The organism is Okeania sp. SIO2B9 (assembly GCF_010672505.1).
GTDB classification, from domain to species: domain Bacteria; phylum Cyanobacteriota; class Cyanobacteriia; order Cyanobacteriales; family Microcoleaceae; genus Okeania; species Okeania hirsuta.
On sequence record NZ_JAAHGK010000002.1, the window covers coordinates 19304 to 32083 of the forward strand.

The following is a 12780-nucleotide window of genomic DNA, read 5'->3' on the forward strand; positions in this document are numbered from 1 at the left end:
AATTAACAATAACTGGTTAATAATTACTAAAAGTTTATTCAGTATATAGCGTTTTTCAAATTAGTGAGATACAGTTGTTTTTCTTTTTTTCTATCCCCTGTTTCTCGAATTACTACTCCCTACTCCCTACTCCCTACTCTCTAAAACAAACGAATTTTGTACCTCACCAATATGAGAATTGCTATATGTTAATTAATTAATAATTGAAGTGTTACTTAAGTATAGTATTTTTTATTTCAAATTGGTATAAAAGGGGGTAGGGAATAGTAAGTAGAAGAATATCCGCGCCCTATTTGCGTAGTGCTATATTTATTCAAATTGTATAATTCAGAGGAATAAAATCAAATGAGTCGCAAGAAACCTTTTTCTCCAGAAGAGTTTAAACTGCTATATTCTCAAGTTCCTAGATTAGTTGTAGAAGTAGTTGTGAAAACTGATTTAGGTGTGGCATTAACTCTTAGAAAAGATGCTGCATGGAATAATCTGTGGCATATTCCTGGAGGTACGGTTTTTTATCAAGAATATATTGAAGATGCTATTCAAAGAATTGCCGTAGAAGAGTTGAGTATTACAGTTACAAAACAACAGTTATTAGGATATTTAGAATATCCGAGTGAAGAAAAACAACGTGGTTTTGGTTGGTCTGTAGGATTAGTATTTTTATGTACTCCTAATTCTCCGCTCCCGACCGAAAATCAAGAAGGAGAAAAAATTCAAATTTTCGATTATGTTCCTGAAAATATTGTTGAAGAACACAAAAAAATTTTGACTCAAGTTTTATCGACTTAAGAGGAAACAGAAAACCAGAAATTTATATTCTTAAAAATTAGAAATTAACTACACTGTGTTACAGGTTGAGAGTATTAGATAGGGAAAAAGATTACCAAATAATGAATAATTAGGATTTGCTGAAAAAGTATTATGATTGAGGTTAGGAGTCAGGATAAATAGGAATTATAGAGTAGGTAGTAGTAAGAATTGTCCCTATATTTTTCTGCCCAACTCTTGCACAAAATGCTAACTTTTTGAGCTTGATCAACCGAAAAGCTGGCACTTTTTTTCAGCCTAAAACAGTTAAAAACTTTATCTATCAATCCTTTGATATTTAATCAGCAAGTCCTAATTATTTATTAAAGTTTAAATTCAGATTCCCCACGTCAATTTGTTACATAAAAAGTTTGCTGAAAAAGTCTTTTAGTAGGCGTAGGAGACAACCCACCCCTAACCCCTCCCAGGAGGGGAGAAATGGGAATGATCCAGGAGGTAGGATTCAACAATTAAGAATTAATAATTAATAATTACTTCTCCTTGAAAGCGGATAGGATTGACTCAAAGGAAAATTTTTTTCTCCTTTAAAGATAATAAAGCTGATACCTGATAGCTGACTGCTGTTTGTGCAGCATTCCGCAGGAAATGCTTACAACTGTATTGACTTATAAATAGGGAGTATCGGAAATATTTATCGTTGATAAGAGGCTTCAAACCCAAATTTTTCGGTGAATATGGGGGCAATTTTCTACCTTTTTCCCCTATTCTATTTCTCGAACTCCTAACTCTTGACTCCTTTGCCAAAAACCCTTACCTTTGCAAAGATATCTAAGGGTTCTTTCATTAATGGATAATTGATAATTGATAATTACCTCTCCCTTTTAGGGAGAGGATTGACCAATAAGGAAAGAATTTATTTTTTCCCTTTGAAAGGGGAGACTTTCAACCTGAATTATTTAATTATTTAATTATTTAATTATTAATTATTCGGTCATACCAGAATACGCGATAAATTTTGGCTACAAATAATAGAAAATTGTGATGATAGTTTCTCTATATTATTGCTCTTTTCTTACTTCATTCTACTTCTTCCTTACTCCTTATCAAAAAACTAAATATTACAAAAATTTCAACTTAGATAATTAACCTTTTCTTGACTACCTTCTACTATAGCAATCAGGAATCAGTTGTGAGAATTGAGTTATTCCTTAAAAATATAGAATATAGCAATTATGATATTCATATGATACGTTTTTTTCTTCTTATATGTTGCCTGTTCCCTGTTGCCTGTTCCCTAAAAGTTTCCAATATCTCACAACTCAAATCATATTGCTATATAAACTTACTGTCGCGATCGCAACTGCTTTACTATTACCATCTACTTTTATTATCCAAAATCTAAAAATAGTAAATTCTTGATTTTATATTACACTGAGTAATATGTATGTAATATAATTGATATAGCACTACGCAAATAGGTTAGGAAATTTATAAATACTCAAAGTTAGTCAGGGATTACTTCTAACTTTTGTAGGGGCAAATGGCCATTCGCCCCTGCTGACTTCTGACTTGCGTAGCGCCATAGCTGTGCCTCTAAAATATTTGATAGTAGAATTATGGCAACTTTTCGGGACATCATTAAATACTACCAGGCATATCTACCACTTTCCATCTTAGGTATCGGAGCATCTAGCACTCTCGAACTAATTGATTTAATAGTTCCTTATGCCATCGGTCAGACTTTGAACATACTTTCAGACCGCTCTACAGACTGGCCAATGGAAAACTTGATTGGAGCAGTCTCCAATGTAACTGGACTACCAACTAATCAACTATTATCCCTATCAGTGACATTAGGACTAATATTTTTAGTCAGCATCACCAAAGGTCCAACTATGGCTTGGTTAGGACACTGGTATCACTGGGTAGTTCCTCTAAAAGCACGTCGAGACCATTTCCAAAACGCCGTCAAAAAAATCCTCACCCTACCTATAGAATTTTATGATGAAAATAACCCAGGACGGATAGCTAACCGTATTTCTAAAGGAGTCTTAAACCACACTTGGACTTATCCTGAAATTGCTGGTGTATTAATACCCAAATTAGTGCGTGTAGTTGGAATTTTTATCGTCATCTGTTTAATAGAATGGCAGATTGCTATTCTATTCTTAATTTCTTTTATCTTTATCCTCAGCTTTACTATCAAAACTCTTCAAAATCTTGCCAAAACAGAAGTAACTTTTGATAAGTATGAAGAAAACACAGAAAGTCGCAACTCAGAAATTATTACCAATATTAAAACAGTCAAAGCATTTGCCACAGAAACTCAAGAACTGCGCAAACAAACTACCCGAATTAACCGCGCTCTCAAATTTATTATCTATCGAATTCATCGAGGCTATGTTTGGCTATCTATGTATCAGACAACAGTTGTTCAATTTTGCCTTTTCTTCATTCTAGGTTTAACATTATCAGCAACATTGTCTGGCGAAATTTCTCTAGGATATTTCGTGACTGTATATACACTAGCAAGTATGGCTTATGCAGAGATAACTCCTATTAGTCAGCTAACTGAAGAATTTGTCCGTCGCTATGCTTCAATGATTCGTTTCCATGAATTTATGAAGTTACCTATAGGTTCTGATGCTGCTAATTTATCAGGAAAAATAACCAGCTACTCACAGATTAATGCCTATAAATTTACAGGAAAAGTTGAGTTATCTAATTTAAGTTTTAGTTACAACCCAAACCAACTTGTTTTACAGGATATAAATCTCTTAATTACACCTTGCCAAACAGTAGCTTTAATTGGAAAATCTGGCTCAGGAAAATCTACTTTAGTCAAATTAATATTCAGATATTTTCAAGCAAATAAAGGCAAAATTTTAATTGATGGAGAAGATATTAATACTCTGGATATTACAGGTTATCGACGTAGATTAGCAATTGTTCATCAAGAAGTAGATATATTCAATGGCACTCTATTAAGTAACTTGACTTACGGTAATCCTCAAGCAACTTTTGCCCAAGTTAAAGATGCTTGTAAAATTGCTAAAGCTGATGAATTTATTGAACAAATGCCTCAAGGTTACTATACAGTTGTTGGTGAAAGAGGAATGCGATTATCTGGTGGTCAACGACAACGTATAGGAATTGCTAGGGCATTATTAGTAGACCCAGATGTGCTAATTTTTGATGAGGCAACTTCCAGTTTGGACTATGAAAGTGAGCGATCGATTCAGTTAGCAATGCGTAATATTTTTGGTACTCGCACTACAATTATTATTGCCCATAGATTAAGTACAGTTAGGGAGGCGGATAAAATCGTAGTTCTTGACCAAGGTAAAATTGTCGAAGTTGGTAGTCACGAAGAATTATTAGCTCAAAAAGGTATTTATAGACGACTACATTCATTGCAAGAGACTGGAGAATTAATAGCTTAAGTTTGGCAGGAGGAAACAAGAAAAAAAGTGTCTACTTTCGTAGCATGATCTAGTACACTGACACATCTAAAATGGTGCAATAAATATAGGTTGGGTTGCGGGACGTTAGCGGAAGCAAGCTACAACCCAACCTACATTTTTAGGCATGTCGGTCCACTAGGAAAAGTTAGTCCAAAAAAGAGAATAACTTCAATCTCCTAAAAATGACTAATACCCTTGATATTTAAGTATTTATGCCTTTTTTAGATCAAACCGTCTGCCTGTATATATTTGAGTCTATTCCATCGCTCTGTTTTGTCTAAGTCCCACTAATATCAATTTTATAAATGTTTGCTACAAATGACTGAGCTTTTTACCCGGAGTTAGGACTCAGAATCGGGAGTCATAATAAATGGCTTTAATACCATTTTTAAGTCTAAAATCCTCTTTTTTGTCAAAGGCACATCTGCTACAAAGTATGCACTATCACACTTATTATTTGTAACATTATTTTTTTGAATTGGTACAACTACTATTTCTCCCTGTTGCCTGTTGCCTGTTCCCTCTTTTCTAGAGATGTCTAATAAAATTTTTTCCAAAAACTATTGCAATTAATTTTTTTTGTGTTAGTATATATAAATGTGAGTCGTAAGGGTCGATGCCCGAGTGGTTAATGGGGGCGGACTGTAAATCCGCTGGCTATGCCTACGCTGGTTCAAATCCAGCTCGGCCCACTCACAAATAGGAAGGATTGAAAGAAAGACGCCCGTGTGGCTCAGTGGTAGAGCACACCCTTGGTAAGGGTGAGGTCACGAGTTCAATCCTCGTCACGGGCTTATAAAATAATTAATAGTATTCCTAAACGTATAATATAATATCATAATAAATAAGTTTTGCTTTTTTCAATTATATATAGTCATGGTTAGAGCCAGATGAAAAAAGCCTAAAGCATCAGATGGTTATGTAATTAAAGCTTTAGTATTTTAAGTAGAGTTATACATATTTAGCTATCATTCTCAAATAGCTTCAATGGTATGGCACAATCAATAAACTAAGTATTTTTTGGGGAAGGTGGTATGACACCTACAAAACTTTCAGATTCAGAAAAATTAGAAATTGTTGAGCTGTATCAAACTACAGAAGATAATACTATTACTCTAGCAGACCGTTACGGAGTAAGTAGTTCTACTATTAGACGTATACTGCAAAGTAACATACCAGAAGATGAATATAAAGAGCTAGTTCACCAGAAGCAAAAACGTCCATCTCGTTCCCAAAAAAATAATATTGACCAGGATACAGCAGATGATCTGGATGAGTTAAAAGTCAAGGAAGACTTAGATGGAGAAGTATTAGATGATGGGGAAGATGAATTAGGTGAAGTAGTCAAAAAAAGACGACGACGGTCTTCTTCATCTAATAATTCAGAGATAGATCGGCAAACAGAAGCTCCTAAATTATCTTTAACTTCTCAAGAAAAGCAAAAATCAAGCGATCGCCTTGATAATAATTACGATCTGCCAAAAGAAGAAATAGAAGAGATTTTAGCAGCAGATTTACTAGAGCAAACCCAAAATTTAGATGATTTTGAGGATGATGATTTAGAAGATTTTGCTCAAGAATTTGACGATGAAGATAAGCTTGACGAAGAAGAGGATGTAGAAACCCCTTATAACTTATCTATTCAGAATTCTAGTTATTCTGAAATTAGAGTATATCCTCTCACAGAATCTGTTCTGCCAAAAATTTGTTATCTAGTAGTAGATAAATTTACAGAGTTAGTTACTAAACCTTTGATGGCCTTTTGCGAGCTAGGACAAATACCTATAGAAGATTCTCAAGAGAGGACTTTACCAGTTTTTGACAATCACCGAGTAGCTCATAGATTTTCTACCCGCAACCAAAGAGTGCTAAAAGTGCCTGATGGTAGAATGTTGCAAAAAACTTCAGTATATTTACAAGCAAAAGGAATTACTCGACTACTGATTGATGGTCAAGTATACAAGTTATAGTAACTACTGAGGTCAGGAAATTCTTGACTAAATTCTTTAAATTAAAATCTAAGAATAAGAATAGGCACAATTTATTTTCCAGAATCAAATCAAAAATCTTCTTGATGCTCTTTCATCTGTCCAATACCAATCAGAGGTGGTAGGAGAATAGAACTAACGATAACTCCTATACTCACGCTAAATGCCAAAATTACTCCGATAGGTATCTCGATAGACCGGAAAACAATAAATTTCAAAGATATTGGGGCAGAATTCTGGACTGAGAAGATTGCAATACCACTCACCCACAATGCCAGAATTATACTACTGAGAATTGGCGAAATGAATTTTTGCATTAAAAAATCAGCTTAGGAAACGGAATATAACTAATTATCACCTTACCATGAATTACAACATTGAAGAAGGAAGAATGAAGAAGGAAGAAGGAAAGACTGTAGTCCTGCTCGCGTAATGTTAGATGGGGATTAACAACGGTCCTTTATGGGAGTATCTTGCTCCCACTACTGTTGTCCTTAACCAAAAAAATTACAATAGACCACTATTACAATGCACTACCACCGAAAAAACTAAAGGACTGGAAAGGTGGATGGAGATACTAATACAATTTCTGAATAGTAATGCTATGTTTAATTACCATCTCCCCATTAAAAAGATACATAGCAAACTGTTTGAGATTTGGTCTAAAATGTCGCTGCTTGATCGAACCCCAAAAAACTTGTAGATACCGCAGTTGACTTACGTGGGTATTAAATCCATAAGAGAAAAGATAAAGGAAACTAATGGTAACTAAATAGTATAAAAAATTTGCCAGATTAAGTGTAATAATATTACTCATCTAAATTATATTTAATTCATTGATGTACCGTAGTCTAAAATTAAATCAATTCATCTAAACTTTAAAATCTATAAATGCTAGTTCCTCTAACTCGTAAAACATTTGAGCAACTAATTCCAACTGTAGCTACGAGCGACCAATATAAATATTATTGGGGAAAATTCTCTGATGTGTTGAAACGAGCTTTAATTTCTGCTGTTGCAGTTTTGACCATTGTTTTAATTAACGTATTTGCTCATAACGATGGAGACCCTTTATTTTTACTAATTGGTATCACAGCAGGTCTTTATTGGTTTTGGGGACCTGTTTTATTAGCTAGTCTTCGCAATATGGAATGTAGACGATACCCATACAGTGGTCTATGGCAAGGACGAGTTTTAGATGTATATATTACAGAAGAAGTTGTTGGTGAAGAAGAAACAGTTAATAAGAAAGGGGAACTAATGATCGTAGAAAATTTAGAGCAACGAATCAATTTAGAAGTAGGANAAATTGAAAATATTTCTCAGAAAGAAATATTGAAAATTAATTACATTAATTCTGAAAAACTGCTAAATTTATTACAGAAGCGAAAAAGTTGCATTTAGTTTTTGGCCACATAAAATTGTTAAGGAAATTGGTTATATTTCTCAGGATTTTGTTAATGTAGATTACTCTAAAGTGCGACTATATTAAACCTAGATAATTAGTGATGAAAAGCCTTATTCTTGATAACTTTGCTCCTTTTATTTCTGCCTTCTCTCTGTGTAGCTGGAAAAATGATTATCAAACTTTAAAGAAAAATTAAGATAAATCTAGCCTACTTGCCAAAAATTGATACATTGTATACAGTAATAAAAGGTTAGGTTGAATAAGGGGTGTATGAGTACAGGAGTATTGAGGCAAAAATTAGGGTTAAAAAAGCAGTTAAATTATTGATATATATAGGTTTGATAACGAGTACATAAAACTCCGTACCATTACCCCATAAATACTTGTACCCCACTTAAAAAATACAAGTACCTATACCCCAATAAAAAAATTAGATACCTCGATTTGATTTGAATTATTAGATGATACAAATCTGAGTACAAAACTAATGATCGTAATCAATACTAATGGGGGTTTTTGAAAGTAACTGTTTAAAGGCCACTGATATAAAAACTATAACGCCGGACACCTAAACTGCATACGAAAAATAATCGTTTCAGGAAAAGTGTATCGACGCGAGTAATCCGTCACTCACGGCGACAGCTACCCAACAATAGTGGAAACTTAGATGTTACAGCCAACAGAACTATCTTCCCAACCAACAGTAGACAGCTTCGCAAAAACCACGAAAAGCACGGAAAAGAAATCCGGAGGCTGCGTGTCAAAGGGTTGCGGAACTACTACCGAACAGCAACTTCCCGCCAGTATTCAAGAGCGCGTTGCTAACCATCCTTGCTACAGTCAAGAAGCGCATCACCATTATGCGAGGATGCACGCTCCAGTTGCACCAGCTTGCAATATTCAATGTAATTTCTGTAACCGTAAATACGACTGCGCCAACGAAAGTCGTCCCGGTGTAGTTAGTGAACTGCTAACTCCTGAAGAAGCAGCTCATAAAGCTCTAGTAATTGCAGGCAAAATTCCCCAAATGACTGTTATGGGAATTGCCGGACCAGGAGACCCATTAGCGAACCCAGAGAAAACATTCCGCACATTTGAGCTTGTAGCTGAGAAAGCACCAGATATCAAGCTTTGCTTGTCAACCAATGGTCTAGCTTTACCCGATTATATTGATCGACTCAAAGCACTCAACATTGACCACGTTACTTTAACGATTAATATGGTTGACCCTGAAATCGGGGTAAAGATTTATCCTTGGGTTCATTATCGCCGGAAACGCTATAGAGGAATTGAAGGGGTAAAAATTCTGCATCAAAGGCAAATGGAATCCTTAGACTTACTCAGAGAAGCTGATATTCTCTGCAAAGTTAACTCAGTAATGATTCCTGGCATCAATGATGAGCATTTAGAAGAAGTAAATAAAATTGTTCGTTCTAAGGGTGCATTCATTCACAATATTATGCCTCTGATTTCTTCACCAGAACACGGTACTTACTTTGGCTTAAATGGTCAGCGTGGCCCTACCACTGAAGAATTGAAAACATTGCAAGACAAATGTGATGTAGGTGGCATGAAAATGATGCGTCACTGTCGTCAATGTCGTGCAGATGCAGTTGGTTTGTTAGGTGAAGACCGCAGTAAGGAATTCACAAAAGAAGCAATCATGGAGATGACTCCAGAATATGACTTGGAAAAGCGCAAAGAATTCCATGCTGGTATTGAAGGTTTCCGTAATAAATTAGCAACAGCTAAAGCAGAAACTCTTGTAAAAGAAGCAGTTGCTCAAGCTGGTCCTCCTATACTGTTAGCAGTAGCAAGTAAGGGTAACGGATTAGTTAATCAACACTTCGGTCATGCTAAAGAGTTTATGATTTATGAAGTTGATGGTGTGAAAGCTAGATTTATTGCTCACCGCAAAGTTGACCACTATTGCTTAGGTGGTTATGGTGAAGAAGGCAGTTTGGAGAATATCATTAAGGCAATTTCTGATTGTAAAGCTGTGCTGGTTTCTAAAATTGGTGAGAGTCCTAAGGAAAAGGTACTCGACGCAGGAATAGATGTAGTAGAGAGCTACGATGTAATTGAAACAGTTGCTTTAGATTTCTACAAGCAATTCATAAAACTAATACAACCTGCATAGGTTAACTGAAGTTAGAAGTCAGAAGTTTCAGGCAATTATTTGACATTAGCTTACAGCAGGTAAATGAAGTACAGATAAGAATGGTAAAGTTTTCGTAGTGCGGATATCTTGCCCGTGACTGGTGTACCTTACTAATATGAAATACGCTGTAAAACTCAAGCAATGGAAGATGTTTCCTTCTTCCTTCTTTCTTCTTCCCTCAATGGAAGATGTTTCTTTATTCCTTCTTCCTTCTTCCTTCTTCCCTCTTCCTTTCAAAAGCTTAAAACTCAAGCAATGGAAGATGTTTCCTTCTTCCTTCTTCCCTCTTCCTTCTTCCTTTCACCTCAAGTATTTAGTCAGCTATGCAACAAACCATTTATCTCGATAATAATGCTACCACCAAAGTAGATGATGCAGTGCTAGCGGAAATGCTGCCTTACCTGAGTCAGTTTTATGGTAACCCCTCTAGTATGCACACTTTTGGCGGACAAGTTGGTAAGGCTGTGAGAAACGCGCGATCGCAAGTTGCAGCTTTATTAGGTGCCCAGGATACAGAAATTATCTTTACCAGTTGTGGTACTGAGGGTGATAATGCTGCAATTCGAGCTGCTCTCACTGCCCAACCAAATAAACGGCATATTATTACTACTCAGGTAGAACACCCAGCAGTTTTGAATCTCTGCAAGCATTTGGAAAAGCAGGGTTATACCGTTACTTATCTGTCAGTAGATAGCCAAGGAATGATAGATTTACTTGAGCTGGAAGCTGCTATTACAGGTAATACCGCCTTAGTCTCCGTTATGTACGCCAATAATGAAACAGGCGTGATTTTCCCCATAGAGAAAATAGGGCAGATAGCTAAGGAATATGGTGCGCTATTTCATGTTGATGCGGTGCAAGTAGCAGGGAAAATTCCCCTGGATATGAAGAATAGCACTATAGATATGCTGGCTATCTCTGGTCACAAATTGCACGCACCTAAGGGTATTGCCGCTTTATATGTACGTCGTGGTACTCGGTTCCGTCCGTTATTAATTGGCGGACATCAGGAACGCGGTCGCCGTGCTGGTACGGAAAATGTGCCTGGTATTATTGCTCTGGGTAAAGCTTGTGAATTGGCACAGGAGCATTTAGCACATATCGACCGGGAACGGGAACTGCGCGATTATTTGGAGAACGGTATTCTTGCTGCTATTTCTGATTGTGCTGTTAATGGTCATCCTACTCAAAGGTTGCCTAATACTACTAATATTGGCTTCAAGTTTATTGAGGGAGAAGCAATATTGCTACATTTGAACCATTATGGTATCTGTGCTTCTTCTGGATCTGCTTGTACTTCTGGGTCTCTGGAACCGTCTCATGTTTTGCGGGCAATGGGTCTGCCATACACAATTTTGCATGGCTCAATTCGTTTCTCTTTATCACGTTATACAACTCGCCAAGAGGTTGAGGAAGTGTTAGCAGTGATGCCTACTATTGTGGAGCGTTTACGGGCTTTATCACCCTTTAAGAACGACCAAGCTAATTGGTTGCAAGAACGACAAGAAGCAACTGTACAATCCTAAAATTTACAATGTTTTAAAGATTGCTACACTTTTGTTTACGCTACATTTTTGTAGCAAAAATAACAGAAAAACTCAGTTGATTCCGCAACAATCATTATATAGCTTAAAGAGGGGTGTATCTCACGCTAATAACTCGCAAAATTGTAGCAGAATTAACAGAAAAAAGATTCCTTAACCTAGAGTATAAGTAATATAACTTCTAGGGGTAATAAGTAACTTTAAACGCTAATTACTTGAAAAAATAAATTTAAGGAAAAAAGGGTTGCTTGAATATAAAAAATGTGAAATACTAATAATATACAAGTTTAACCCACCTCCTAAAATAATAAATTATTACTCTACAAACTGAGTAGTAATATTCAAGAAAAAGCGCAACTTTCATCAGTAAAAATTAGGGTGTTCTAAACAATAAGGGCTATGTGGGAATATACTGACAAAGTAATGGACTTGTTCTATAACCCCCAAAATCAAGGAACCATTACAGACGAGAAAGAAGGGGAAAAGGTAGTTAGCGGTGAGGTAGGAAGTATAGCGTGTGGAGATGCTCTCAGCCTACACCTCAAAGTAAATGAAGCCTCCGGCGAAATCTTAGATGCAAAATTTCAAACCTTTGGCTGTGCTAGTGCAATCGCTTCATCTTCTGCTCTGACAGCAATGCTAAAAGGCAAAACTATAGACGAAGCCATGAATATTAAAAACCAGGATATCGCGGGATACCTGGGAGGGCTGCCAGAAGAAAAAATGCACTGTTCAGTCATGGGAGAGGAAGCATTAGAAGCAGCAATTTTTAAATATAAAGGTATTGAAGTAGAAGTTCACGAAGAAGACCACGAAGGAGCATTAGTTTGTAGCTGTTTTGCAATTACCGAAAACAAGATTAAGCGAGTAATTCGGGAAAACAAGCTCGAAACAGCGGAAGAAGTAACAAACTATGTGAAGGCAGGTGGTGGTTGTGGTTCTTGTCTGGCAGATATTGACGATCTAATCGCATCGGTTTACGAAACGCCAGAACCTACAGCACAACACATTCCTACAACTACAAAACCTGCCAGCAAACTAACAAATCTACAAAAAATTACATTGATTCAACAAGTATTAGAACAAGAAGTGAGACCTGTTCTCGCGGAAGATGGAGGAGATGTTGAACTGTTTGATGTAGATGGCGATCGCGTGCTAGTAACACTAAAAGGAGCCTGTGGTTCTTGCAGTAGTGCAATGGCGACATTGAAAGGAGCGATTGAAGCTACATTAAAAGAACGAGTAAGCGAAAGCATTGTAGTAGAAGAAGCAGTTTAAAACATCAGTTATCTTTGAAAGAAATTAATTGTTAACTGATGATTAGTAAAACTTAAATTTATGCTAACTACAGCGATAAACGACAAATAACAACAGGTGCATTAATGACAACTATATATACGCAGGTTATACCTGCTCAAGCTTTAGGGCGAGCGCCTCCGGGCACTCA

8 protein-coding genes, 2 tRNA genes and 1 pseudogene are annotated in these 12780 nt (G+C 36.2%); 9 read left to right on the forward strand and 2 right to left on the reverse strand.

What is annotated here, in order from left to right; translation table 11 throughout:
• Positions 1-345 precede the first annotated feature (345 nt).
• The gene (locus F6K13_RS00190; protein ID WP_124144910.1) at positions 346-789 is read left to right on the forward strand and encodes an NUDIX hydrolase; all 444 of its coding nucleotides are present in this window, start codon (positions 346-348) and stop codon (positions 787-789) included.
• Between the two features lie 1595 nt (positions 790-2384).
• On the forward strand, positions 2385-4211 hold the full coding sequence (locus tag F6K13_RS00195) for an ABC transporter ATP-binding protein (protein WP_124144911.1): 1827 nt from the start codon (positions 2385-2387) through the stop codon (positions 4209-4211).
• 362 nt (positions 4212-4573) lie between these two features.
• Here F6K13_RS00195 and F6K13_RS00200 read toward each other — a convergent pair whose 3' ends face one another.
• Entirely contained in the window at positions 4574-4789 is a 216-nt protein-coding gene (locus tag F6K13_RS00200) for a hypothetical protein (protein WP_124144912.1), read from the reverse strand.
• A gap of 53 nt (positions 4790-4842) precedes the next feature.
• Here F6K13_RS00200 and F6K13_RS00205 point away from each other — a divergent pair.
• From F6K13_RS00205 to F6K13_RS00215, 3 genes are all read left to right on the forward strand, one after another.
• Positions 4843-4924 (forward strand) — tRNA-Tyr (locus F6K13_RS00205).
• A 30-nt stretch (positions 4925-4954) separates the two neighbouring features.
• A tRNA-Thr gene (locus F6K13_RS00210) sits at positions 4955-5026 on the forward strand.
• Positions 5027-5266: 240 nt separating this feature from the next.
• Positions 5267-6202 (forward strand): hypothetical protein, encoded by a 936-nt coding sequence (locus F6K13_RS00215; RefSeq protein WP_124144913.1) that lies wholly within the window; start codon positions 5267-5269, stop codon positions 6200-6202.
• Positions 6203-6291: 89 nt separating this feature from the next.
• On the opposite strand, the gene F6K13_RS00220 is transcribed toward F6K13_RS00215, so the two are convergent.
• Entirely contained in the window at positions 6292-6537 is a 246-nt protein-coding gene (locus F6K13_RS00220; RefSeq protein ID WP_124144914.1) for a lipopolysaccharide assembly protein LapA domain-containing protein, read from the reverse strand.
• A gap of 574 nt (positions 6538-7111) precedes the next feature.
• Here F6K13_RS00220 and F6K13_RS35725 point away from each other — a divergent pair.
• From F6K13_RS35725 to nifU, 4 genes and pseudogenes are all read left to right on the forward strand, one after another.
• Positions 7112-7525: pseudogene (locus F6K13_RS35725) on the forward strand (phosphate ABC transporter permease); the annotation flags it as partial.
• An 860-nt stretch (positions 7526-8385) separates the two neighbouring features.
• The gene (gene nifB / locus F6K13_RS00230) at positions 8386-9768 is read left to right on the forward strand and encodes a nitrogenase cofactor biosynthesis protein NifB (RefSeq protein WP_338043125.1); all 1383 of its coding nucleotides are present in this window, start codon (positions 8386-8388) and stop codon (positions 9766-9768) included.
• 344 nt (positions 9769-10112) lie between these two features.
• Positions 10113-11315, forward strand: coding sequence for a cysteine desulfurase NifS (nifS, locus tag F6K13_RS00235; RefSeq protein WP_124154239.1), 1203 nt, complete (start codon positions 10113-10115; stop codon positions 11313-11315).
• 417 nt (positions 11316-11732) lie between these two features.
• Positions 11733-12611: a Fe-S cluster assembly protein NifU gene (gene nifU / locus F6K13_RS00240; RefSeq protein WP_124154240.1), complete on the forward strand. Its 879-nt coding sequence runs from the start codon at positions 11733-11735 to the stop codon at positions 12609-12611.
• Positions 12612-12780 lie beyond the last annotated feature (169 nt).

Excerpts from the sequence above, each read along its gene's own strand:
- F6K13_RS00190 (WP_124144910.1), top strand. The coding sequence starts at position 346 with ATGAGTCGCAAGAAACCTTTTTCTCCAGAAGAGTTTAAACTGCTATAT.
- F6K13_RS00195 (WP_124144911.1), top strand. The coding sequence starts at position 2,385 with ATGGCAACTTTTCGGGACATCATTAAATACTACCAGGCATATCTACCA.
- F6K13_RS00215 (WP_124144913.1), top strand. The coding sequence starts at position 5,267 with ATGACACCTACAAAACTTTCAGATTCAGAAAAATTAGAAATTGTTGAG.
- F6K13_RS00220 (WP_124144914.1), bottom strand. The coding sequence starts at position 6,537 with ATGCAAAAATTCATTTCGCCAATTCTCAGTAGTATAATTCTGGCATTG.
- nifS (WP_124154239.1), top strand. The coding sequence starts at position 10,113 with ATGCAACAAACCATTTATCTCGATAATAATGCTACCACCAAAGTAGAT.
- nifU (WP_124154240.1), top strand. The coding sequence starts at position 11,733 with ATGTGGGAATATACTGACAAAGTAATGGACTTGTTCTATAACCCCCAA.